The following is a 23,952-nucleotide window of genomic DNA, read 5'->3' as shown; positions in this document are numbered from 1 at the left end:
CATGCTCATGGTAGTAGAATTTCGCTCGTACGTTCGATCCCTCGTTGGGGTGACGTACGAGTGACGTGCACATCACGTTCCCTTCGAGGCATGAACCATTTAGGCTCCGGGCACGTCCTCATCAACAACCGGCAAGCCAGCCGGGGGGACGGATCCAGCAACCAACGTGAATCAGACCACCAAGCAATACGGCTCATTCGCCGCCACCCGGCAGCACCCGGCCCCCTCGGAGAATTTTTTTCGAGGAAAAGGCACGAGCGGGAACGTTTTCGGCCTGGTTGGATGTTGACCCTGGTACGACAGCTCGTCGAGCTAGAGAAGAGGCGACGTGACTACTGTTCTGACACCCGCGAGCCCGCTGACGGCCGCTGACCGCTGCGACCGCTGCGGCGCCCAGGCATACCTGCGCGTCGTCCTGATGTCCGGCGGAGAACTGCTCTTCTGCGCCCACCACGGTCGCAAGTTCGAGCCAGAACTCAAGAAGATCGCCGCGGAAATACAGGACGAGACGGAGCGGCTGACCGCCCCTCCGGCGTCCGCGTCCGATGAGGAACGCTGACACTTCGCATCCACGACGAGCGAGCAGCGGCCCAGGGCCGTGCAGCGGGCGGTTCCCCCGGCACCATCGGGGGGCCGCCCGCACTCGTACGCTCACGCATACCCGCCGGCTCCCCCGGCCCCCTCAGCCGGCCCCGTGCGCCAACAGCGCCGGGAGCAGCGCCGAAGCGCGCGTATAGACGCCCGGGCTGCCCGCCTGGCCGCAGCCGGTCCCCCATGACACAAGTCCCACGAGCCGTCCGTGTACGACCAGCGGCCCACCACTGTCCCCCTGGCAGGCGTCCCGGCCGCCCGACGGCTCCCCCGCGCACAGCATCGACGGCGACCGGTACGTGCCGTCTGCGCTGCCCGGGTAGGCCCGCGCGCAGACGGCGTCGCGCAGCACGTTGACGTGCGCCGACCGCAGTCGCGTCGCATAGCTGCCCTCACCAGTGGTGTCTCCCCATCCGTAGACCGTGGCCCGGCTTCCCGGCCGGTAGGCGGCGTCGTGCCGTCCGGCTATCGGAATGGGCCGGTTGGGGACGGGCTTGTCGAGCGTGATCACGGCCATGTCGCCGTCGTTCGTCCAGTTGTCATAGCGCGGATTGACCCACACCTTCGCGGGCTTGCGCTCCTGGCCACCGCCGCCGGTGAGGTTGTCGCGCCCGACCACGATCCGCAGATCCCGCACCTGCTGCCAGGGCACGCCCAGCACCTCCTTGCTCAGGCAGTGCGCGGCCGTCACCACCGTGGAGCGCCCGACGAGCACGCCGCCGCAGAACTGTCCGGAGCGCTGGGCCCCGAAGCGGGCGTGGGAGGCCAGCGCGACCGCCCAGGGGCTCTGCGACATCTGAGTGGGCCTTCCACCGATCACCGACCCGTCCGCGGCCGCCGACGCCGGCAGGGCAAGGACCAGGGCGAGGGCTCCGAAGGCAGCGCGTGCGGTCGGTCGCATACGGACTCCTGACTCTGGGACATTGCTCGCCAACCCAGAGTGACCCCAAGCAGCCTCGCCCCGCACCCGGACGGACGCGAGCCCGGCCCCTCCTAGCTGGAGGAACCGGGCTCGTGGCGCTGTCCGGGCGGGTTGGACTAGTCGAGGTAGTCGCGCAGCACCTGGGAGCGGGACGGGTGGCGCAGCTTCGACATCGTCTTCGACTCGATCTGACGGATCCGCTCACGCGTGACGCCGTAGACCTTGCCGATCTCGTCCAGCGTCTTGGGCTGGCCGTCCGTGAGGCCGAAGCGCATGGAGACCACGCCGGCCTCGCGCTCGGAGAGGGTGTCCAGCACCGAGTGCAGCTGCTCCTGCAGAAGCGTGAAGCTGACCGCGTCGGCCGGGACGACGGCCTCGGAGTCCTCGATGAGGTCACCGAACTCGCTGTCGCCGTCCTCGCCCAGCGGGGTGTGAAGCGAGATCGGCTCGCGGCCGTACTTCTGGACCTCGATGACCTTCTCGGGGGTCATGTCGAGTTCCTTGGCCAGCTCCTCCGGGGTGGGCTCGCGGCCCAGGTCCTGGAGCATCTGACGCTGGACACGGGCCAGCTTGTTGATGACCTCGACCATGTGGACGGGGATACGGATCGTACGGGCCTGGTCGGCCATGGCGCGGGTGATGGCCTGGCGGATCCACCACGTCGCGTAGGTCGAGAACTTGTAGCCCTTGGTGTAGTCGAACTTCTCGACCGCACGGATCAGACCGAGGTTGCCCTCCTGGATCAGGTCCAGGAAGAGCATGCCGCGGCCCGTGTACCGCTTGGCCAGGGAGACGACCAGTCGGAGGTTGGCCTCCAGGAGGTGGTTCTTCGCGCGGCGACCGTCCTCGGCGATGATCTCCAGCTCGCGCTTGAGCTTCGGCGCGAGCTTGTCGGAGTTCGCCAGCTTGTCCTCGGCGAACAGGCCCGCCTCGATGCGCTTGGCGAGCTCCACCTCCTGCTCGGCGTTGAGGAGCGGGACCTTGCCGATCTGCTTGAGGTAGTCCTTGACCGGGTCGGCGGTGGCGCCGGCCGCGGCGACCTGCTGCGCGGGGGCGTCGTCCTCGTCGTCGTCGGACAGGACGAAGCCGGCGTTCTCCCCGCCCTCGGCGGCCTCGGGAGCGTCGCCCTTGCCGGGCGCCGGGGTCTCCTCGGCCACCTCGTCGTCGAGCAGCTCGTCGACGTCCTTCTTGGACCCGGTCTTCTTGGCGGTGGCCTTCTTGGCCGTGGTCTTCTTCGCGACCGTCTTCTTGGCGGTCGCCTTCTTCGCCGCTGCCTTCTTCGCAGGCGCGGACTCGGACTCACCGGCCGACGGGTCCGCCACGGAGGCGGGGGCGGCGGCGGTGGTCTTCCTGACCGTGGCGGCCTTGGCCGCGACGGTCTTGGTGGCGGTGCGCTTCGCCGGACTCTTCGCTGCGACGCTCTTGCGGGTGCGCTTGGGCGCCTCTGCGGCACTGACCATCAGCGTCACACCCTCCTCGTCGAGGATCTGGTTGAGGCTGCGCAGAACGTTCTTCCACTGGGTTGGCGGAATCTGGTCAGCCTCGAAGGCCCGACGCACGTCATCGCCGGCGATCTGCCCATCTGCCTTTCCCCGCTCGATGAGCGCCATCACAGACTCGGACTCGGCGATCTCCGGCGGGAGCGTACGGGATGTGCTGGCCGACACGAACAACCTCTCGGAACGATGGAAACGGCTTCCGACCCCGTCCAGTGTGGATCGGAGCCGACGACCGCCGGTGGGGATGGACCGACGGCGCAGGGGCAACCGGGGAGTTGAACAGCGTCACGAACGCCGTCCTTATTCCCTCCTCGGCTATCACCTCTTAAGTCATCGCGCTTCCCTGAAGAGCGTTACGCCCAATCTGCGTGGCCCGAGTCACACCCCATAACGACCCATTCCCAGTCATATGACATGCAATCCTCCCAAGGTCCGCCGCCGGATCCGGTCGACGTCCCGGATCCGGCGATCATGTGGCGCCTCCGCCGCGTGCGGCGTGCCCCGCCCGAGGGGTACGCGGGGCACGGGGGCCGCGCGGCGCCTACGGTCCGTACGCGGTCGTGTACGGGCCTTCAGTGCTCGCGGGGCGCGGGGACGACGTGGTCGACGGGCGTCCCGGAGCCCTGGCCGACGGCCTCGCCGTGTGCGGCGAGAAGCTGGCGCATCGCGGATTCGGCCGCCGTGGCGTCGCCGGAGCCGATGGCGTCGACGACCCTCATGTGCTGGCCCACGGATGTCTCGACCGGTCGCTCGCAGCCGCCGCTGGGGCCGCCGGAGACGTGCAGGGCGGCGGAGACGATGCCCGAGAGGTGCTCGAGCATGCGGTTGCCCGCGAGCTGCAGCAGCAGGGAGTGGAACTCGGCGTCGGCGCGGGAGAAGGTCATGGTGTCGCCCTGGGCCGCGGAGTGACCCATGATCTCGACCATGTCGGCGAGCCGCTGCTGGATGTCCTCCCGGCCGTGGCCGGCGGCGAGCCGGGCGGCCAGCGGCTCGATCGTCCAGCGCAGCTCACACAGCTCACGGCGCTGGTCGTCGCGCTGCGGCCCGTAGGCCCGCCACTCGATGATGTCGGGGTCGAGGAGGTTCCAGTCGCTGACCGGGCGTACCCGGGTGCCCACGTTGGGGCGGGCGCTGACGAGGCCCTTGGCCTCGAGGACGCGTAGCGACTCACGGACGACGGTGCGGGAGACCTCGAAGCGCTGGCCGATCTCCTCGGGGACGAGCGGGCGGTCGGCGCCGAGATCGCCGGAGACGATCATCTGGCCGAGCTGCTGGACGAGTTGGCCGTGCAGGCCGCGTCCGCGACTGCCGGCGGCGCGGCGGCCGACCCGGCCGATGTCTGCTTCGGAGCCGTCCCAGACCTGCGAAACGCGCTCGGCACGCTCCGGACCGGCTGTGTTGTTGGCGCTCGCGGCGTTGGCGGCGGCATTGGCGTAGGGGTAGCGGTCAAGCTCGCCCGGGCCTGCAAGGCCGGTGTCGCCGGGGCGAGCCGCGGTCATCATGGTGTGCGCAAGGGTACTCACGCATCCTTTGTCGGCGACACCCTGAACACCCTTGAGGTCTTTGGTGAAAAGCACACGAAAGGGTGATCGCCCCCCATCTCCGAATTGACGCTTTATCGGAAGGAAACGCACTCTCCGCGGCGAGTTGCGAACAACGGACATAACAACACTGCGTCAAAACAGGCGCCTTACTCGGTCAGAACGCGAAGCCTTATCACGCCGAGAGCGCATCACCGCAGGCCAGAGCTGGTGAGCGCCAACATGGTTGCGTGGTCGGCAAGTTGGCTTATGAGCGACCTCACGACCGATATGCCTCGGTCGATTCCGGAGGGGTACTTGACGGCGACCGAGTGGCCAGTGCCCGATGCCCAGCTCGGCTCACATAGGGACGAGGTACTCCACGGCGCCAACCCTGTTGCGGCGAACCGGAGTATGGGGGCAGCCGGGATCCGGATGCCGCCACGATCATTGCAGGCAAGGGAAGTTGAAAGCGCCACTCACCCTGTGAGCAGGCAAGGCGCCACGGCACACCAAGAGGACATCGCGGACACAGGCTGGAGCCAGCGCCGGAGTCGACCGTGCGCGAGCCGACCGGGCGGGGCGGCACGGGGCACCGGGCGTGGGCCGCTGCCGGCCGGAAGCTTCGCCCGGCCGTTGACTATCGGGGACGCTAAAGGACTCACCCGGCCAGGGTACTGCGATATGTCCTATTTTCTCGTAATTGTTCTTTCTTGATGCTGTGTCGTGTCCCCCAGGGCGCACGCCGGCCCGGTGATAACGCGGTATGCGCCCCGGGCTCAGACCTCGGGGCGCAGCATGGGCGGGTTGAGCAGGGTCGCCCCGCCGGCCCGGAACAGCTGTGCGGGACGGCCGCCCTGGCGTGTGGTGGTACCACCCGTGGGCACCAGGAACCCCGGCGTTCCGGTCACCTTGCGGTGGAAGTTGCGGGGGTCCAGCGCCACACCCCAGACCGCCTCGTAGACCCGACGCAGCTCGCCCACGGTGAACTCGGGCGGGCAGAAGGCCGTGGCGAGCGAGGAGTACTCGATCTTCGACCTGGCGCGCTCCACACCGTCGGCCAGGATCCGGGCGTGGTCGAACGCGAGCGGCGCGGCCAGCTCGCCCTCGCGGGCGTGGGTGTCGTCCGGCTCCAGCAGGGTCTCCACCGGCGCCCAGCGCGCGCTGTGGGCATCTCCACCGGCAGTGGGGGCGGGCAGGTCGGGGGCGAGGACCAGGTGGGCGACGCTGACGACCCGCATCCGGGGATCGCGCTTGGGATCGCCGTAGGTGGCGAGCTGTTCGAGGTGCGCGCCGTAGGCGGGCGACGCGTCCGCCGGGGACTGGGCGTGCAGGCCGGTCTCCTCTGCGAGCTCCCGGGCTGCCGCGTCCTCGAGGTCCTCGTCGGCCCGGACGAATCCGCCGGGCAGGGCCCAGCGGCCCTGGAACGGCGGCTCACCGCGGCGGACGGCCAGCGCGCACAGGGCGTGGCGGCGCACGGTGAGCACGACCAGGTCGACGGTGACGGCGAAGGGCGGGAAGGCCGACGGGTCGTAGGGAGGCATGGCGTGATCATAGTCGTCCGCCTGACGATAAACAGGCCCACGAGTCAGCTCACGTGCCCAGTTGCAGGCCTTCCGCTGCCTCCTCGACCATCCCCATGCCGAGTCTGCTGATCCGCAGGGCGAACGGCTGCTCCGCGACCCTCAGGTCGGTGAGCTCCATGGCGCCGAGCGGGGCGGTGCTCAGTGGCCGCAGGGACACCGTTCCGGCCGGGACGTCGGGGCGCAGTCCGGCGAGCGTGATCAGTATCTGCACCGCGCCGGCCGCCGCCACGGCCGCCGGACGGCAGGCCGCCGGGTGCGGGACGGGCGCACCGTCGGCGGTGCGCTGCTCCCCCGCGTACATCTCGGGAAGCCGGTGTCCGAAGCTGTCCGCGGCGTCGAGGACGCCCTTGGTCAGGGCGCCGGCTACCCGTTCGTGGCCGGCCGCGGCCAGGCCGGCGGCGGCGATCGCGGTCTCGTGGACACGCACCGCGCCGCTGCGGTGGCCGAACGGGTTGTAGGCGCTCTCCTTGGCGCCCAACCCGCGCAGGCCCCATCCGGAGTCCATCGCCGGGCCGCCGAGCAGCCTGGCCATTTGGTCGGTCTGTGCCGCGTCCAGCAGACCGGGGGCGAGGGTGCCGCCGCCGAGGAGGCCGGTGTCGAGGAGGTGGGCGGTGGTGGAGGAGAGATGTGGGACGGGCCGTCCGTCGGAGGTGAGCAGAGCCGCCGGGCGGCCGCCCATGCGGTCCTCGAGCCAGAAGTCCGTACGGAAGCGGGAGCGCAGATCCGCAGCCCACTCCCGCAGCGCCGCCGCGTCGGACGATCCATACGCCTCGAGGAGATCGGCGCCCAGCAGGGCGGCGCGGTGGGCATGAGCCTGGGTCTCGCGGCGATACGGCCCGCCGGGAGCGGGGTCCGGGACGTAGCCGCCGCGGCCGCCTCGTGGTGGGTCGGTCGCGATGCGCAGCCAGCGCAGGCAGCGCTCCGCGGCGGGCATCAGCCGCTCGGTCTCCCGCTCGGGCAGGCCCCAACGACGTGCCTCGGCGAGAACGGTGGGAAACAGCAAGGTGGCTTCGATGCCCGTGCAGCTCGGCGGGGCATGCGGTCCGGCGTCCCGGAGGGCGCCGGGAATTCGGCCGAAATCCGCCCCTGGAGCGGCGTGTTGGCTACGGGCGAGCGCACGCAGCGTGCCCGCGGCAAGCCGGGTGCCGAGCGGCAGCAGCATCCGTGCGGCCCACAGCGCCTCGGCCGGTGCGAGGCCGCAACGCCAGGGGAACCCGCCTGCGACGTACACGTCCGTGGGTGCGATCGAATCGCGCATCGTCAGTCCGTGCAGATCGTCGAGGCTGCCTGCCATCAGGGCATCGGCCCGATGGTCGTCGCATTTCAGTCGGGCGGCCGCCCAGGGGGGCGGCGGCCGGTCACCGCGCTGGTGCGGCGCGAGGGTTCCGCGGCGGGGGCCGGGGATGCGGACGCCCCCGGCGCGCCCGTTGCCGGGAGGGCCGGCACCCGGTCCGCCGCGGGCGTGCTCCAGTCCGGCGTGCAGTTCGATGGTGCGGCTGCCGCCGGGCGGCAGGCTCAGCTCCCAGCGCAGCAACCCCGCCGAGGCGAGGGCGTCCTCGGGTGTGGGTGTCGCGGTCACCACCGCATGCACCCCGGGCGCCGACCAACGGAGCCCTGAGCCATGGACCGCGGCCCGCAGTTCAGGGCCCGGAAGGCCGACGGCGACGGCTCCGAGCTCCGCGAGGTCCGTACCGAGCCGGATCTCGACGGGCAGCCGGACCGGCCGGGCCGCGCTGCTGTGGAAGGTGAGGCGCTCGATGCCGTCGGCGTACCGCAGCCGCTCCATGCGGATCTCCGGGTCCGGCCCGCGCTCGCCGGTCCTGCGGACCGTCCCGATGAACCGGGCGCGGTCCGCGCCGATCGGCCTCCCCTGGACCACAAGTGGTTCGCCGCCCGCGGCCCGCAGTTCGCAGTGGGACAGGACCCGCCGGCCGTCGCGGTAGAAGCCCTCCAGGCCGTGGCCGGTCAGCTGGCCCGAGCCGGGGGACACGGCGAGTGCGGGGAGGGCCACGCAGACCAGTGAGGAGTGGACGGGTTGGGGTTGCGGGATGCGGGGCGGCGCCGGACGCCGCTCTCCGGATGGCCGGCGGACCGGCTGGGTGATGGGGACGATGCCTGGCACGCTCTGCGCTCCCTGGTGGGGTCGGGGATCCGTACGGCCTGCTCCAAATAGGTGAACGGTCCGGCCGGTGCCCAGGTCACGCCGGCCGCATGGCGCCGGTGCGATCATCGCCTGCTCCGGTCGTCGTCCCGGCGCGCGCGGCGCCTGCCGCGCCCGTCGGTCGTACGGGTGCCGGGGCCGGTGCCGCCGCGTGGTCCCCGGGGACGTCCGGCGGGGCCGGAGCGGGCCGGGCCCGATCGCCGCGCGTGCTGCGACGCCTCTTCGGCGGCAGACGCCGGCTCGGCGGGAGACGCGGACTCGGCGGCGGGCTCGGCACCGCCTGGGGCGGCCACAGCATCTCGGTGCTGCTCGCGCAGACAGCGGCGCAACGGCTCCGGGTCGAGGCCTTCGTTGATCGCGCGGTGCAGCAGCTGCGCGAAGAGGTAATCGGGGTCGATGGACAGGGCGCAGCTGAGGGCGACCCGCGCCGACGGTCCGTCCTCGGTGGACCAGCAGACCCATCCGGCGAGGGTGAGCGGTGCCACCGCGTGTTCGATGTAGCCGCCCGCGCAGCGGCGGGTGAGGGCACGCCAGAGCCGGAGGGCCGGCGCGGCGACGGGGCCGTCCATCCACTCGGCCGCGCGGTCGCGGGTGACCCGGTCTTGGAGACCGAGGATGAGGTCGGCGGCCTCGGCGTCGGTGATCAGCGCGTCGTCGCAGGCGTCCCGGGCCCGGTTGCTGCCCGAGGGGGTGTCCTGGCGAAAGCGGTGAATCATGGCGGCGGCCAGGTCGAGGGTGTCCCTGCGGACGGCCACCGCACCGTCTGCCCGCAGCATGCGGGGGACGAGCGCGCCGGCCGCCTTGTCCAGCGCCTTCTCCTGGTCGGCGGCGCGCGGCCCCTTACGGGGCGTCAGCCGGGCCTCCATCTCCTTGAGTGAGCCGCGCACCTGCATTCCCGCGTACGCGGCGGCCGCGGCCATCACGGATGTGCCCGGCATGACCATGGGGGTGCCCTCTGCGGGGCAGCACCGGAAGTCGGGGCAGCAGTAGGACCAGAAGCGGCCGTTGGAGAGGCAGAGCGCTTCGAGGACGGGTACGTCGAGTGCGCCGCAGGCGGTGCGCAGCCGCTGGGCGAGCGGGCGGAGGCGGTCCTTGACGTCCTTGCCGCTCGCGCCCGCCGCGGGCTCCTGGCAGAGGTAGACGATGATCGCTGCCGGTCGGGCGGCACGCTCCTGACCTGCTGAGATCAGACAGTCTGCGAGTTGGTCGGCGGTGTCGGGCCACTGGGTGGCGTCCGTCGGGATGCCGAGCCGGACCCGGCCGCCGAAGCGCCCGCGCTCACCGTGCAGCGCCACCATCACGATGGAGTCATCCGGAAAGAAGCCCATGAGATACGGCAGGGCGTCGGCGAGCTCGGCCGGTCCCCGCAGGGTGACCTGCGCTTCGGCGGGCTCGGTCCCGGTCCGGGCCGCGTCGGCGGCGCTGGCGGAATGGGAATGACCGGCGGGCTGGGAGGAGGGGGTGGAGGAACTGGACGAGGTGGTGGACTGCGCGGGGATGGCAGGGGCCGGCGAGTCAAAGGCGCGGGAGCTGGGTGAGGGCGGTGAGGAGTCCGCCGGGCGGCCTGAGGCGTCGGGGGAGTTCGCGGCCGGCGAGGCCGAGGGTGTCTCCGCGGAGTTGATGTCGGTGCTGTGCTTACGGGGTTCGTTGTGCGGATTCATGGCTCGAAGATCCCGCGACCGGCCGCTGCTCCGCGACCCCTGTGGATAACTCGCGGGTGACGAGGTTATCCACAACTTCGAGCGGGGGTTGGCGCGTTGTCAGTGGCATCGGGTTGCATGGGGCATGCGCAGAGAAAATGTGCACGCCGCAGCCGATCCCGCCTCTCTATCGACAGGCGGCGGACGCCAGCAGCTCCCGGTGGCCACACGGGCTCAACCCGGATGGCGCGCCTACCTTTCCCTGGAACTCCAGCGAGGACGTACGGTCAACTCGGCAGAAATGGCACGGACTTCGCGGCTGGCGGGCCGTAGCGGCGGCGCGATCGAGCACTCGATCCGGGGGACGGTCGCGGGGCCGGGCGGAAGCTCCGGCGCCGGCAGCGAGCCCATACCTGTGAGCCGCTCACGCTAATTCGATTGCACCGTTCTCGGATCCTTCGCTACGGTCGTGATCACCTGTAATCGACACAGAGGAGTGGCGAGCAGCAAGACGGACAACGAAGGACCTTGATCAGTACATCTGCTGACGACTGATCAATGGTTGAGAGGGCCGAGTAAGGCCGGAGTCGGACGAGATCCGACCACCCCATCTCCGCTGCTGATAGCAGCAGCGTTCTTCATCGAGTTCGTTCTGCGTACTCCCACTCCGGGCGATGCCCCCGTCACGGCATCGCTCCTCGATGACAAGGATCCTCCATGGCTTCCCGCTCACCGGAGCCTGCCGTCGGCGCCTCTGCCTCTTCGGCTCCGTCCGCCCGGACCCACGCGGTCGTCCTGACCCTCATGGCGGCGGTCTTCCTCTCCCTGCTCGACTCCCAGATCGTGGCCACCGCACTGCCCCGGGTGGTGAGTGACCTGGGCGGACTCGACCAGTTCGCCTGGGTCACCACCGGCTATCTCATCGGCGGCAGCGCGTCCGTGCCCGTCTTCGGCAAGCTCGGCGACCTCTTCGGTCGCCGGCGCGTCTTCATGGCCTCCGTCGTCCTGTTCCTCGTCGGATCGGCGCTCTGCGGGCTCGCCCAGACAATGGGTCAGCTGATCGCCTACCGCGTCGTCCAGGGCATCGGCAGCGGCGGCCTGTTCATCTGCGTCCTCGCCCTCATCGGCGAGATGTTCTCGCCGCGTGAAGGCGCCCGCTACTACGGCTGGTTCTCCCTCACCTTCGGCGTCGCCTCGCTCGCCGGCCCCACCCTCGGCGGCGTCCTGACCGACCTCACCGGCTGGCGCTGGGTGTTCCTCGTCAACCTGCCCGTCGGCGCCGTGGTCCTGATCGTCGACTCCTCGATGCTGCGCCTGCCCGTCCAGTCCAAGAAAGCCCACATCGACTACGTCGGCGTCCTGCTCCTCGTCACCGCGATCGTCGCCCTGAACCTGCTCACCGGCTGGGCCGGCGTCAAACACGCCTGGACCTCGCCCGTCATCCTCGCTCTCGCCACCGGCTCGGTCCTCGTGGTGGCGCTGTTCGTCCGGTCGCAGCGCCGGGCGGTGGACCCCGTCATCCCGCTCCGGCTCTTCGCCGACCAGACCTTCACCATCGTCGTCATCCTCAACTTCATCGCCGGTCTCGTCGGCCTGGGCCTGATCAATTACCTGGTCCTGTGGCTCCAGACCGTCCTCGGCCTCGACGTCCAACGGTCCGGCTACGTCCTCACCGCGATGATGCTCGGCGTGGTGCTGACCTCCTGGATCAGCACCAAGGTCGTCGCTCACACCGGGTCCTACCGGTGGTTCCCGGTGCTCAGCATGGCCGTGTTCGCCGTCGCCGCCGTGCTGTTGTCGACAGCCGGTCCCACGACGAGCATCGCCCTGGCCGTCCTGTACGTCCTGGTCTTCGGCATCGCCGGCGGGCTCAACTCCCAGGCCCTGAGCCTGGCCGCCCGCAACACCGCGAGCCGGCGGGACATCGGCGCCGTGCAGGGCACCGCCACCCTCATGCGGCAACTCGGCACGGGACTCGGTGTCTCGTTCTTCGCCGCCCTGATGAACGCGCGCCTGGGCACCGGACTCCGCGACCGCCTCGGCGACGCATCCGACGTGCACATCGACAAGGCAAGCTCGCTCTCACCCGAGGTGATCGGGCGCCTCTCCCACCACGTCCGCCTCGAACTCGCCGGCGTCTACGCGGACTCGTTGCGTGCCGTCTTCTCCGCGGTGGTCCCCATCGCCCTCGTCGGACTGGTGGCCGCGCTCTTCCTCAAGGACATCAAGCTCGCCGGCGGCCACGGCCGGGACACATCCGAGCCTGAGCCGTTCGGCGACGACGCCACGGACGGCTCCCCTGTCGCCGTCCGCCGCGCCTCCTGACTCTCCCACTCCACGAGTGGCCCTTGCGCACGGCGTCCGTCCGTGCCTCACATCCCGAGGAGACACCCGCATGATTCTGGTAACCGGCGCCACCGGCAATGTCGGCAGCGAACTCGTCATCCAGCTCGCCGCCCAAGACGTGCCGGTGCGTGCCATGTCCCGCACGCCCGAAAAGGCTGCCTTCCCCACAGGCGTCGAGAGCGTCGCCGGCGACTTCGACAAACCCGAGACGCTCCCCGCGGCCCTGGCCGGCGTCGATCGCGTCTTCGTCTGCCCGCCGGGCTACGGTCCCCAGGGCCCGGTCCACGAGCGCACGCTCATCGCCGCCGCCCGTGAAGCCGGCGTCGACCACCTGGTCAAACTGTCCACCAGCGGCGTCGGCCACGGCGCCACCGACCCGCTGACCTCCGGCCACCGCCAGGGCGAGCAGCTCGTCCAGGAGTCCGGCCTGGAGTGGACCATCCTTCGCCCCGGCACCTTCATGGTCTACCTCTACGGATACGCCGACAGCATCGGCAAGGAGCGGACCATGTACGTCACCGAGGGCGATCCGGTCTCCGCCATGATCCACCCGCGGGACATCGCCTCCGTGGCCGCCCAGGTCCTCACCGCCCCCGGCCACCACGGCCGGGCATACACCCTCACCGGCGGCGAAGCTCTCAGCCCGCGGCGCCAGGGCGAGATCGTCGGCGAGGCCCTCGGCCAGGAGATCAAGGTCATCGAGCGCACCCGGGCCGAGACTCAGGCGGAATTCGACCGCCTGGGCTGGGGCGGCCCCCGCCTCGAAGCCCTGCTGGAACTCAAGCGGCAGTCGGCGGCCTGGGACTGGAAGATCTCCGACTCGGTCGAGAAGATCACCGCGAGGGCGCCGCTGACCCTGCGCGACTGGGTCGACGAGAACCTCCACGTCTTCGGCTGAGCCGCCCCTGGGAAGCCGCCCTCGGCCCGCGGCGACCCGGCCCCTCCATGCCTGCTGCTCCCGTCCGGGCACGGCATGCAGAAATTCAGCCCGCCGCCGCGAGGACCAGCGGAAGGACTCCTTCGCTGCCTGCCTGGCGGAGTAGGCGGGCGGCGACCGCGAGTGTCCAACCGGAGTCGGTGTAGTCGTCGACGAGCAGGGTGGGGCCGGGAGTGTGCGCCAGCGCGGTGGCCAGTTCCTCGGAGACGGTGAAGGTGCCGGAGAGCGCCCTGAGGCGTTGTGCGGAGTTGCTGCGGCGTGCCGTGTGGGCGCCGTCCGGGCCGGTGTACGTCAGAGTGCCCAGGAAGGGGAGGCGGCCGATGGCGGCGATTCCCTGGGCCAGCGAACCCACCAGTTGCGGGCGGGCCAAGGACGGTACGGCGACGATGCCCACCGGCCGGGCGGCGGCGTCCGGGGCGTTCGACGCCCAACCGCCCGGAGAGCGCGCCCAGTCGGCGAGGACCTCGACCGCGGCCCGCAGGACATCGTCGGGAACCGGCCCGTCGGGCGCGTTCTCCGCCAGCAGCGGGCGCAGGCGGTTGCCCCAGCCGATGTCGGAGAGGCGTCCCAGGGCGCGCCCGGTGGAGCACTGCTCCGTGGCCGGGATACGGCCCTTGAGGTCGATGCCCAGTGCGGGCATCCCCGTCGGCCACATCCGGCGCGGCTCGACCTCCACCCCGGGGCGGTCCAGTTCCTTCGCCGCCGCCGTCAGCGTCTCCGTCGAAACGGAGGAATCGGCCCAGGCGCCGGCGCAGTTGTCACACCGGCCGCATGGGGTCGCCCCCTCGTCGTCCAGCTGCCGGCGCAGGAACTCCATCCGGCACTGGGACGTGCTCACGTAGTCGCGCATGGCCTGCTGCTCGGCGGCCCGCTGCCGGGCGACCCAGGCGTACCGCTCGGCCTCGTAGACCCACTCGGCTCCCGTGGCCGTCCAGCCGCCCTTCACGCGCTTCACCGCGCCGTCGACATCGAGCACCTTCAGCATGGTCTCCAGCCGGCTGCGCCGAAGTTCCACCGACGCCTCCAGGGCCGGCACGGACAGCGGCCGTCCCGCTTCGGTGAGCGCCGCCAGGGTCTGGCGGACCTGCGCCTCGGGCGGGAAGGCGGTATCGGCGAAGTAGCGCCAGATGGCCTCGTCCTCCTTGCCCGGCAGCAGCAGCACATCGGCATGGGCCACACCACGGCCCGCGCGGCCGACCTGTTGGTAGTAGGCGATCGGTGAGGACGGCGAGCCGAGATGGAGCACGAAGCCCAGGTCCGGCTTGTCGAAGCCCATGCCCAGCGCCGATGTCGCCACCAGCGCCTTGACCCGGTTCTCCAGCAGGTCGGCCTCGGCCTGCAGCCGGTCGGCGTTCTCCGTGCGTCCCGTGTAGGAGGCCACCTGGAAGCCGCGCTGTCGTAGGTAGGCGGTGGCCTCCTCGGCCGCGGCCACCGTCAGCGTGTAGATGATCCCGGAGCCCGGCAGCTCGTCCAGATGCTCGGCGAGCCAGGCCAGGCGGTGCGCGGCGTCCGGCAGCCGGACCACCCCCAGCCTCAGGCTCTCCCGTTCCAGCGGGCCGCGCAGCACCAGGGCCTCGCCGGCGCCGGTGCCCAACTGCTCGGCCACGTCCGCGGTGACCCGCGCGTTGGCGGTCGCAGTCGTGGCCAGCACCGGCACGCCGGGGGCGAGGTCGGCGAGCATCGCCCGCAGCCGGCGGTAGTCCGGGCGGAAGTCGTGGCCCCAGTCGGAGATGCAGTGCGCCTCGTCGACCACCAGCAGACCGGTCGTGGCCGCGAGCTTGGGCAGCATCTGCTCGCGGAAATCCACCGAGTTAAGACGTTCCGGACTTACGAGGAGGACGTCGGTCTCGCCGCGCTCGACCTCCTCGTGGATGGAGTCCCACTCCTCCGGGTTGGCCGAGTTGATGGTGCGCGCCCGGATACCGGCCCGCGCCGCCGAGTCGACCTGGTTGCGCATCAGGGCCAGCAGCGGCGAGACGATCACCGTGGGGCCGGAGCCGCGTCGGCGCAGCAGAGCGGTGGCGACGAAGTACACCGCCGACTTGCCCCAGCCGGTGCGCTGCACCACCAGGGCGCGCCGGCGCTCCTGCACCAGGGCCGCCACCGCCTGCCACTGGTCCTCCCGCAACCGCGCCGAACCCCCCGGGTCACCGACGAGCTCGGCGAGGATGGTGTCGGCTTCGGCGCGCAGCTCCATGTCGTCCATGCCCCCCATGCAACCCGATGCCACTGACAATCAGCCACCTCACCCCGCGTGACGGGTGGCTCGCGAACGGTCAACAAGCCACGCACCGATCGAGGATGACCGGATTGCAGCGCTTGATAGGCCGACCGCGACCGGCCGACCCCGGGGCGGCTCTCCCCCGACACCGGCCGGACGCCGACCCCGGGGTCGGCCGGCTACTGCCCAGACCGGGGGCGAAGGGGGCGTTTGCGCTGGTCCACGTCTTAAAGGGGTGGTGGCAGTGCGGCGCACGTCGGCGTGAGCGCACACAGACATTTGCGATGTACCGGGGGATTCCGGGGCGCGTGCGGGAATTGCTCGTTGCCCGCATGCCTGTACGACCGCAAGAATTGGAGATGCTTCCCCGTACCGGCCGTCCGTGCTCAGGCAGGGCCGTGCCCTGGGTGCACAGGCGCACCCGGTCACGCCCTACGCGCTGACGCGTAGACGAAGGGAGGAACGTGACTTTCGGCTTCGCCCCGCCCCCGCATACGTCCCCGCCCACGTCCGCCGACTCAGCCGCCCGACTGGGCCGGATGCTGGAGCCCGCCGAATGGGCCTCCGCCGGTATCCCGCTGCTGCGCAACCCCCGTGACGTCGTCACGGGCCTGCACGATCGTCATCGTCCGGGGCCGTCGACGGCCATCGTGGCGGTGCTCGATCCGCAGGAGCGGGTGACGGCCAGCGCATCCTTCACCGAGCCCGCGGCCGCTCCCGACGGCTGGGAGTTCCGCAATGCACTGCTGACGCATCTGCGCCGGGTCATCCCGCACGACCTGCGGCTGCGCTCCCCGGTCCGTACGGCCGTGCTGCTCTACTGCCGTGAGGGCGAGCCCCGTTGGACGGAGACCGACGGGGCGTGGATGTGGGGCCTGCGCGATGCCTGCACCCTGCACGGGCTCCGCTGCGGCGCGTACATCACGCTGACATCCGACCGCTGGCAGGTGCTGGGAGAGGGCCGCGGCGGGCGCCGCCCCAGCTGGCCCCCCACGGACAAGCCGGGCGCGTCCGCGCGACAGGTGGGGCCGGGCCGGATACCCGCGCCCCGGACGACGGCGGCGCGCTCGGACGCTCCCCGTATGGCCGCGCCCGCCGCCCCGAGCCGGTCGGCCCCGCGCAGCACCGGCGGCGGCGCCCCGGAAGCCCATCGGCACACGGCGGCGCGCTGATCGCACCGGGGATGCGCCGAGTGGCTCTCGGACACCGGGGAAGGTCGGCCCCGGGGTGGCCCAGCCGTACCGCCCGCCGTGGTGCTCGGCGCCGCGGCGGGCGGCATCCGGGAAACGCGGGCGAGCCCGGCGGCACTGGGGCCGACGGGCTGCTTCCGGCGAACGGGGTCAGGCGTTCGCGCCGAGAACGGCGTTGATCCGCTGCGGGTCACCGCAGACGATCAGCAGCGTTCCGGCGCGGGCCATCGCGGCGGGCAGGGCCCGTGCGGTGACCTCGTCCGTGCCGCCGTTGACGGCGACGACCACGACGGGCCGGCCGGTGGCGCGTTCGGCGTCGGCGTCCGCGTAGAACACGTCGTCCGCGGCGTCGTGTTGGGCCCAGTAGGACGCCTCGCCGAAGGACAGTTCGTGTGCGGCCCACGGATGGGTCTCGCCGGTGGTCAGCACCAGGATCTCGGCCGGCGCCCGCCCGGAGTCCAGCAGCAGGTCGACGGCCTCGTCGGCGGCGTCGATGGCGCCGTCGGCGGGTGCCGGGATCAGCTGGAGCTGGGCTCCCGCGGTGCCGGTCTCGCCGGCCGGGGGCTGGGAGGAGCCGGTGCGCTGCGCCGGCGGAGCGGCGACAGGCCCACGCGGCGGGGCAGCGGGTCCGGGCTTGCCCGGACGGGCACTGGCCGCGGGGGCTCCGCGCGGAGGCGCGGGGCGGGGACCGGGACCAGGGACAGGACGGGGGGTCGGCGCGGTACGGCCGGCGGCCGGAGTTACGCGGGGACCCGGGACACTCTCGTGAATCTGAGGCTCCTCGGGGATGAGAGGCATAAGACGATGTCTATCAAACGTAAGTGCGGGACACGTCATCGGGTACCGAATTGATGCCCGCACCGCTCAGAAGTCGAAGCCGAGTTGGCCACCGGCTTTCAGAGCGGCTGCTTCGGGGGTGACGCGCACCTTCTTCATATGCCGCCACCGGGGCAGTGCGTCCATGTAGGACCACGACAGTCGGTGATGCGGCGTGGGACCGTACTCCTCCAGGGCGATGCGATGGGTCGGCGAGGGGTAGCCGGCGTTGGCCCCGAAGTCGAAGTCGGCGTATTCCAGGCCGAGTTCGGCCATCATCGCATCGCGTCGCACCTTGGCGATCACGGACGCGGCGGCGACCGCGATGCAGGACTGGTCGCCCTTGATGACCGTACGGACCCGCCACGGCGCGCCCAGGTAGTCGTGCTTCCCGTCGAGGATGACCGCGTCCGGCTGGACCGGCAGCGCGTCCAGGGCGCGTACGGCCGCCAGGCGCAGTGCGGCGGTCATACCGAGGTCGTCGATCTCCTCCGGCGAGGAGTGCCCCAGGGCGTACGACGTGACCCATTCGCCGAGCACACCGCACAGTTCCGTGCGGCGCTTGGGGGTCAGCAGCTTGGAATCGGTGAGTCCGTCGGGCGGTCGACGCAGACCGGTGATGGCTGCGCAGACGCTGACCGGGCCGGCCCAGGCTCCGCGTCCGACCTCGTCGATCCCTGCGACGATCTTGGCGCCCGTCGTGGCGCGCAATGATCGCTCAACTGTATGGGTGGGGGGCTCGTACGGCATGGCGCCAGCAAGATTACGCCTATTCGGCCCAGCAGTCCGCATCGGCTTCGCGCCTGGGGACAAACGAGGTGGGCGGCCGTTCCAGCGGGGTCGGCCGGTGCCGCTACCGACGGGTATGCGCAGGGGCGCGCGGAGGGGGCGGGGAGGGCGCCGAAGGCCGCGGTCGCCTCGCCGCACGCGCGGCCGGGCGAGGGTGAAGTCGCCGTGGGCATCCGCCCGTTGGAGGCATGGGCGCATACGGGAGCGGAGGCGGACGATCATCTCGCGTGGGGCGGTGAAGGCGGTGGTGCGGGTGCGGTCAGCCGGCGGCAGCGGGCGTCCAGGCCGGGAGCGGCTCGGTGCCGGTCAGCCAGGCCTGGGGCGGGGCGCCTACGCGGCCGGCGGAGACGACGCCGCCGACGATGGCGCAGGTGGTGTCGACGTCGCCGCCGGCCTGCGCGGTGGTCCAAAACGCCCGCTCGTAGTTGCCGAGGTGGCGGGCCGCCGCCCAGAGGGCGAAGGGCACGGTGTCGTGGGCGCTGGTGCGCCGGCCGCACCCCAGGACGGCGGCGACGGTGCCGGAGTCGCCGTAGTCGAGCATGTCGCGGGCGCGACGCAGCCCGGCCTGTACGGCGCTGCGCGGGATCAGCTCCAGTACGCCGTCGAGCAGCTGCTCGGGGCCGGTCTCGCGGGTCGGGTCGGCCACCAGGGCGGCCGCGGCGGCGACGGCCATGGCGCCGACGACGGCCTCGCGGTGCTGGTGGGTGGTGTAGGCGGAGATCTCCGCCTGGTGCGTGGCCTGCTCGGGGTCGTCGGCGTACCAGGCGCCGAGGGGAGCGATCCGCATGGCGGCGCCGTTGCCCCAGGAGCCCTGGCCGTTGAAGAGCCCGGAAGCCAGCTCGCGCCAGTCGCCGCCTTCGCGGATCAGCCGGAGCATGCGGTTGACGGCCGGGCCGTAGCCGCGGTCGAAGTCGTGGTGCTCGGCGAAGGAGTGGGCCAGGGCGTCCTGGTCGATCCGGCCATGGCTGGTGAGCACGGCCAGGACGGAGCAGGCCATCTCGGTGTCGTCGGTCCACTGCCAGGGGGCGGGCGGCAGCTCGCGGCGCTTGAGGGCGGGGTAGTGGGCGGGGACGAAGAACTGGGATCCGAGGGCATCGCCCACGGACAGTCCGCGCAGGCTCGCCAGAGCCCGCTCGAAGCGGTCGGCGTCACGGTGATCGGCGGTCATCGGTGTGCACTCTAACCGGTGACGCCATAAGGCTCGGGTTCACACCAGCGCTCGAAGGGCCGGTCGAGGGTGTAGCGGCCGTTCGGGCCGAGCAGCAGGGTGCGCCACTCCGCGTTGCCCGGGTTGGACAGCGACTCGAATTCGGCCACCGTCCAGTGGAACCAGCGCATGCAGAACAGCCGCATGGTCAGGCCGTGCGTGACGATCAGGACGTTCGGCGGGTGGTGCGGGTCCTCGAAGCTGCGCCACAGGCTCTCCAGGAACGCGCCGACGCGGTCGTAGACGTCCGCGCCGGACTCGCCCTGGGCGAAGCGGTAGAAGAAGTGGCCGTAGGCGTCGCGGTAGGCCTTCTGCAGCCGTACGTCGTCGCGGTCCTGCCAGTTGCCCCAGTCCTGCTCACGGAGCCGGGGCTCCTCCCGGACCCGGATCCTGGTGGGGTCCAGGGCGAGCGCCCGGAAGGTCTGGTGGGTGCGGCGGTACGGCGAGACGTAGGCGGAGATCCGCTCCTCGCCGAACATCTCCCGCAGCGGACCGCCGGCCTGCTCGGCCTGCCGCCGCCCGGCCCCCGTGAGGGCGAGGGCATGATCCGGTTCCCGCTCGTACACGGTGTCGTCGACGTTCCCCTCCGACTCGCCATGGCGGAGGAGCACGATGCGTCGGGGCCGAGCCATGCCGCCAGCCTAAAACGCCTGCCCTGTACATGTCGCACGCTGCCGCGGCGGGCCCCGTCAGCAGGCGACGAGGGCCGGGCGGCCGTCGCGTATCTCGTAGGGGCGGCCGCCGAAGCGGCGGCGGAGCAGGCGGTCGTGGGAGACCACGACCAGGGCGCCGGGCCATGCCGTCAGTGCCGCTTCGAGCTCTTCGACGAGGCCGAGGGCCAGGTGGTTGGTCGGCTCGTCGAGCAGCAGCAGATCGGCCGGTCGGGCCAGCAGCCTGGCCAGAGCGAGCCGGCGCCGCTGGCCGGCCGAGAGCGCCCCGACGGGCACCTGGAGGTCGCGTTCGCGGAACAGCCCGAACGAGAGCAGCAGTGCCGTCAGCTCCTCGGCATCCCCGCTCAGGCCCCGGCGAAACGCCGCCTGGAGGGGCTCGGCCGGTCGGGAGACCGGTATTTCCTGGGCGAGGAAGCCGATCCGCCCTCGGCGCAGCACCGTGCCGCTGTCGGGTTCGGTGACACCGGCCAGGACCCGCAGCAGCGTCGTCTTGCCCGCGCCGTTCATGCCGTGGATCAGCAGGCGTTCACCGGCGGCGACGGAGAGGGAGTCCACCGCCAGCCGGTCCCCCACCCGCACCCCGTCGAGGCGGACGAGGGTGCCCTCGGCCTCGCCGAGGCCCGGCGCCGCCCGGAAGCGGAGGGGTTCGGGCGGCCTGGGGACGGGGTCCTCCCGGAGCCGGCGCAGCCGTTCCTGGGCGTTGCGCACTCTGCTGGACACGGACGCCTGGACGCGGCCCTTGTCCCGGTCGTACGCCATCTTGTTGCCGTCCTTGATGGGCCGGCCCTGGGCGACGACGCGTGCCGTGCCCGCCGCGAAGTCGGTGAGCCGAGTGATCTGTTCACACCACTGGGCGTACGTCTGCTCCCAGTGGCGGCGGGCGGCGACCCGGGCGGCGACGAAGGCGTCATAGCCCCCGCCATGGCGGACGACGCTCCGGCGGTCCGCGTCGACCTCGACGATCTCCGTCGCGATCCGCTGGAGGAAGAGCCGGTCGTGGGAGACGGCCAGGACCGTGCCACGGTGAGCGAGCAGGGCGCCTTCGAGCCAGTCGAGGGCCGCGGCGTCGAGGTGGTTGGTCGGCTCGTCGAGGAGCATGACCTCGGGTGCCGCGGCGATCAGGCAGGCGAGCCCGAGCCGGGCCTGCTCGCCCCCGGAGAGGCTCCCCAGGAGCCGGTCGTGCCCCAGGCGCTCCAGCCCCAGGGCGTGGATCGCCTTGTCGACACGGGCGTCGGCCTCGTACCCGCCGCGCAGTTCGAAGAGGGTGAGCAGATCGCCGTACTCCGCCAACCCGTCCGGGGTGGCGTCGCCGAGCTCGCGTTCCAGCGTCCTGAGCCGCCGCTCCATGGCCCTGAGGTCCGCCAGGGCGGCGTCGATCGCGTCCTGGACGGTGTGGTCCGGCGGGAGGTCGGGGGTCTGACCGAGGTAGCCGATGCCGCCGTCGGCGCTGCGCACCACATGGCCTTCGTCGGGCTGCTCGACGCCCGCGATGATGCGCAGCAGCGTCGACTTCCCCGCGCCGTTCTCCCCCACGATCCCCGCGCGCTCACCGGGACGGATGGACAGTGAGACGCCGTCGAGCAGCAGTCGGTCGGCGTAGGACTTGGTGATGTCGTGCAGTGAGATCTGCGTGGGCACTCGACCCTCCCCCCAATAAATGCAACCGATGTTGCATTACGATGAGGATGACACACGCATACCCACTAACGCAACCGGAGTTGCAATTGACTGGCGACAAGGCGAACTCGGTCGCGGCGAAGCCCGGGACACCGGTCGAGGAGGCGTCCGAGAAGGCGTCCGGCGACAGCGCCCCCACCCCCGGCACCCGGCGCCCCGGGGGCCGCACCGCCCGCACCCGCGCCGCCGTCCGCGACGCCGTGCTGGCCGGCCTCACCGAGCACGGCTACCCGGGCCTGACCGTCGAGTACGTCGCCGAGCACTCCGGCGTGCACAAGACGACGCTCTACCGCCGCTGGAAGGACGTCGAGGGGCTGGTGTCGGACGCCCTGGCCCTGGCGGGCGAGGACAGTTGGACCCCACCGGACACCGGCTCCCTGGAGGGCGATCTGCGCGCTCTCGCCCAGGAGGTCGTCTCCTCCTTCGCCGACCCGGCGGTGTCGGCGTCGGGCTCCGCGATGATCGCCGCCGCCTTCCAGTCGGAGCGGGCGGCCGAGGCCCTGCGCGCGTACTACACCGAGCGGTTCGCGCGATGCGAGATCATCGTCGAACGGGCGGTGCACCGGGGGGAGTTGCCGGGGGCCGCGGACACCCGCCCCGGCACCCCGGAGGGCGCCATCGACGCCGGCGCACTCGTCCGGTCCGTCTCCGCGCCGCTCTTCTTCCGGCTGTTCATCACCCGGGAGCCGGTCGACGACACGCTCGCCGACCAGGCCGTCGCGGTAACGCTGGCCGCCGCCCGCGCGGGAGCCTTCACCACCAGGGGCACGGTCGCAGGCACCCCGGGCGCGACTTCCTGAGCGCGCCCGGCGCCCCGTATGCGCTCGTCACACCGTCCACGACGGTTCGAGCTGCACCACGTCCCCGGCGATCGCCCGGACATCCGCGCCTATCTGAGCCCGCAGGGCCAGCCGCTCGACCCGTTCGGGTCGGTACTTGCCCCGCTCGGCGGCCGACTGCCACATCGACAGGACCAGGAACTCCTCCCCCGGAGCCCGCCCCAGCATCCCCCGCAGCATTCCCGGTGAACCCGCCATCGCCGGGTTCCAGACCTTCTCCTGCATCAGCATGAAGTGATCCACCCGGTCCTCGCGCACCTGGCAGTGCGCCAGCCGCAGCACGTCCACATCGGCGAAGACAGGGCGGAAGCCCACCTTCACATCAAACTCGTGCTCGAACAGCCGTACTTGTGCGTCCTTGTACGTGCCGACCTGCGCGGCCGCAAGGCGGTCGTGCGAGCGCGCCATGAAGGAGTCGTAGAACACCCGGCTCTCCCAGAAGGCGACCAGATGCGCGACGCCGGGCCGCCCCCGGCTCCAGCCCCCGCCCTGCCCTCGGAACCCCGGCTCACCCAGCAGCCCCGCCCATTTCCGCTGCCCCCGCTCGAACCCTCGACGGTCCACGACGGTGAGGCGAATCCACTTGACCAGCACCGCGCCATCGTACGGCCCGGGAGCGAATCCGGATCACTGCCCGTCACACTCCGACCACCCCGAATTTCCTTACGGGCGCGGGTCTCCGGGCGTATGGACGTCGAGCCGCCGCCCCACCTGTTCGGCCGCCTCCCGGCACACGTCATCCCGATAGGCGCGGCCGATCACCTGCACGCCGTACGGAAGCCCGTCCACCACCCCGGTGGGCGCGGCCTGGAAGGCGTGACGCTCCGCGATGTGGCGGGCCGTGCCGATGTGTCCACGGGGACCGTTCAGCGCTGCTTCGGCACCAAGGAGGAGGTGCCGGTCTTCGCGCTCGGCCAGATCGACGAGCGGATCTCCGCCCGGATGTCGTCCCGGCTCGCCGGATCACCCGCCCAGTCGGCGCGCACGGCACTGGGGAACGCCGCGGCGGAGATCTCTCTACCGCAGGACGAGCAGCGCGCCGAGGCCCGGGTCCGGCCGGCCTTCGCACCGCAGGCCGCCCGTCAGCCCGCCGCTGGCCGAAATCCTTCGCACCAACTACACCGGCCTTCATGCGGTGTTCACCGGGCTGACCTCCGAGGCCTGCGACACCCTCGCCCCCGGGCCGGGCGGCCCACGCCCTCCCCGCCCTCGCCCACGGCCTCACCACCCACGTCCTGATCGGCCATCTCTCCCCCGCCGAGGCGCTGAACGTCCTCGACGGCCACCTCACCGACCTCTGGGGCACGAGAATCTCCTGAACGGATCGGCGCCCCCATGGG

Annotated in this window: 18 protein-coding genes and 1 pseudogene; 6 read left to right on the top strand and 13 right to left on the bottom strand. The window is 71.6% G+C overall.

What is annotated here, in order from left to right:
- Positions 1–328: 328 nt before the first annotated feature.
- A complete protein-coding gene (locus WAB15_RS30120) occupies positions 329–559 on the top strand; it encodes a hypothetical protein (RefSeq protein WP_033267354.1) in 231 nt (76 codons plus the stop codon).
- A gap of 123 nt (positions 560–682) precedes the next feature.
- On the opposite strand, the gene WAB15_RS30115 is transcribed toward WAB15_RS30120, so the two are convergent.
- From WAB15_RS30115 to WAB15_RS30090, 6 genes are all read right to left on the bottom strand, one after another.
- Positions 683–1,492, bottom strand: coding sequence for a serine protease (locus WAB15_RS30115; RefSeq protein WP_399150094.1), 810 nt, complete (start codon positions 1,490–1,492; stop codon positions 683–685).
- Between the two features lie 137 nt (positions 1,493–1,629).
- A complete protein-coding gene (locus WAB15_RS30110) occupies positions 1,630–3,180 on the bottom strand; it encodes an RNA polymerase sigma factor (protein ID WP_407288131.1) in 1,551 nt (516 codons plus the stop codon).
- A 404-nt stretch (positions 3,181–3,584) separates the two neighbouring features.
- Entirely contained in the window at positions 3,585–4,589 is a 1,005-nt protein-coding gene (locus WAB15_RS30105; protein ID WP_407288130.1) for a FadR/GntR family transcriptional regulator, read from the bottom strand.
- A 722-nt stretch (positions 4,590–5,311) separates the two neighbouring features.
- Positions 5,312–6,076 carry an NUDIX domain-containing protein gene (locus WAB15_RS30100; protein ID WP_399150091.1) on the bottom strand — a complete coding sequence of 255 codons (765 nt, stop codon included), beginning with the start codon at positions 6,074–6,076 and terminating at the stop codon, positions 5,312–5,314.
- Between the two features lie 49 nt (positions 6,077–6,125).
- Positions 6,126–8,129 (bottom strand): glycogen debranching N-terminal domain-containing protein, encoded by a 2,004-nt coding sequence (locus WAB15_RS30095; RefSeq protein ID WP_407289320.1) that lies wholly within the window; start codon positions 8,127–8,129, stop codon positions 6,126–6,128.
- A 215-nt stretch (positions 8,130–8,344) separates the two neighbouring features.
- Positions 8,345–9,940, bottom strand: coding sequence for a DUF4192 domain-containing protein (locus WAB15_RS30090; RefSeq protein ID WP_407288129.1), 1,596 nt, complete (start codon positions 9,938–9,940; stop codon positions 8,345–8,347).
- Positions 9,941–10,636: 696 nt separating this feature from the next.
- On the opposite strand from WAB15_RS30090, the gene WAB15_RS30085 reads away from it, so the two are divergent.
- Both WAB15_RS30085 and WAB15_RS30080 read left to right on the top strand, forming a co-directional pair.
- Positions 10,637–12,244 carry an MDR family MFS transporter gene (locus WAB15_RS30085; protein ID WP_407288128.1) on the top strand — a complete coding sequence of 536 codons (1,608 nt, stop codon included), beginning with the start codon at positions 10,637–10,639 and terminating at the stop codon, positions 12,242–12,244.
- A gap of 70 nt (positions 12,245–12,314) precedes the next feature.
- A complete protein-coding gene (locus WAB15_RS30080) occupies positions 12,315–13,163 on the top strand; it encodes an SDR family oxidoreductase (protein WP_407288127.1) in 849 nt (282 codons plus the stop codon).
- 85 nt (positions 13,164–13,248) lie between these two features.
- Here WAB15_RS30080 and WAB15_RS30075 read toward each other — a convergent pair whose 3' ends face one another.
- Complete coding sequence (locus WAB15_RS30075) at positions 13,249–15,408, bottom strand: RecQ family ATP-dependent DNA helicase (protein WP_399150087.1); 2,160 nt, start codon at positions 15,406–15,408, stop codon at positions 13,249–13,251.
- Positions 15,409–15,887: 479 nt separating this feature from the next.
- Here WAB15_RS30075 and WAB15_RS30070 point away from each other — a divergent pair, with 479 nt between their 5' ends.
- A complete protein-coding gene (locus WAB15_RS30070; protein WP_407288126.1) occupies positions 15,888–16,595 on the top strand; it encodes a hypothetical protein in 708 nt (235 codons plus the stop codon).
- A 168-nt stretch (positions 16,596–16,763) separates the two neighbouring features.
- Here the strand turns inward: WAB15_RS30070 and WAB15_RS30065 are convergent, their stop codons facing one another.
- The 5 genes from WAB15_RS30065 to WAB15_RS30045 all read right to left on the bottom strand — a co-directional run bounded on the left by WAB15_RS30065 (position 16,764) and on the right by WAB15_RS30045 (position 21,734).
- Positions 16,764–17,411 carry a hypothetical protein gene (locus WAB15_RS30065; protein WP_407288125.1) on the bottom strand — a complete coding sequence of 216 codons (648 nt, stop codon included), beginning with the start codon at positions 17,409–17,411 and terminating at the stop codon, positions 16,764–16,766.
- A gap of 66 nt (positions 17,412–17,477) precedes the next feature.
- The gene (locus tag WAB15_RS30060; protein ID WP_407288124.1) at positions 17,478–18,179 is read right to left on the bottom strand and encodes a ribonuclease HII; all 702 of its coding nucleotides are present in this window, start codon (positions 18,177–18,179) and stop codon (positions 17,478–17,480) included.
- A 298-nt stretch (positions 18,180–18,477) separates the two neighbouring features.
- Entirely contained in the window at positions 18,478–19,386 is a 909-nt protein-coding gene (locus WAB15_RS30055) for an ADP-ribosylglycohydrolase family protein (RefSeq protein ID WP_407288123.1), read from the bottom strand.
- 11 nt (positions 19,387–19,397) lie between these two features.
- Positions 19,398–20,057 (bottom strand): histidine phosphatase family protein, encoded by a 660-nt coding sequence (locus tag WAB15_RS30050; protein ID WP_407288122.1) that lies wholly within the window; start codon positions 20,055–20,057, stop codon positions 19,398–19,400.
- A 57-nt stretch (positions 20,058–20,114) separates the two neighbouring features.
- The gene (locus WAB15_RS30045) at positions 20,115–21,734 is read right to left on the bottom strand and encodes an ABC-F family ATP-binding cassette domain-containing protein (RefSeq protein WP_407288121.1); all 1,620 of its coding nucleotides are present in this window, start codon (positions 21,732–21,734) and stop codon (positions 20,115–20,117) included.
- An 86-nt stretch (positions 21,735–21,820) separates the two neighbouring features.
- Here WAB15_RS30045 and WAB15_RS30040 point away from each other — a divergent pair, with 86 nt between their 5' ends.
- Positions 21,821–22,573, top strand: a complete 753-nt coding sequence (locus tag WAB15_RS30040; RefSeq protein WP_407288120.1) for a TetR/AcrR family transcriptional regulator C-terminal ligand-binding domain-containing protein — start codon at positions 21,821–21,823, stop codon at positions 22,571–22,573.
- Positions 22,574–22,600: 27 nt separating this feature from the next.
- Here the strand turns inward: WAB15_RS30040 and WAB15_RS30035 are convergent, their stop codons facing one another.
- Positions 22,601–23,206, bottom strand: a complete 606-nt coding sequence (locus tag WAB15_RS30035; RefSeq protein WP_407288119.1) for a YdbC family protein — start codon at positions 23,204–23,206, stop codon at positions 22,601–22,603.
- 150 nt (positions 23,207–23,356) lie between these two features.
- Here WAB15_RS30035 and WAB15_RS30030 point away from each other — a divergent pair.
- Positions 23,357–23,931: pseudogene (locus WAB15_RS30030) on the top strand (TetR/AcrR family transcriptional regulator).
- Positions 23,932–23,952: the final 21 nt, after the last annotated feature.

The sequence above is a fragment of the Streptomyces sirii genome, assembly GCF_045690365.1.
GTDB lineage: Bacteria > Actinomycetota > Actinomycetes > Streptomycetales > Streptomycetaceae > Streptomyces > Streptomyces sirii.
This window is presented reverse-complemented; position numbering and strand designations above follow the sequence as displayed.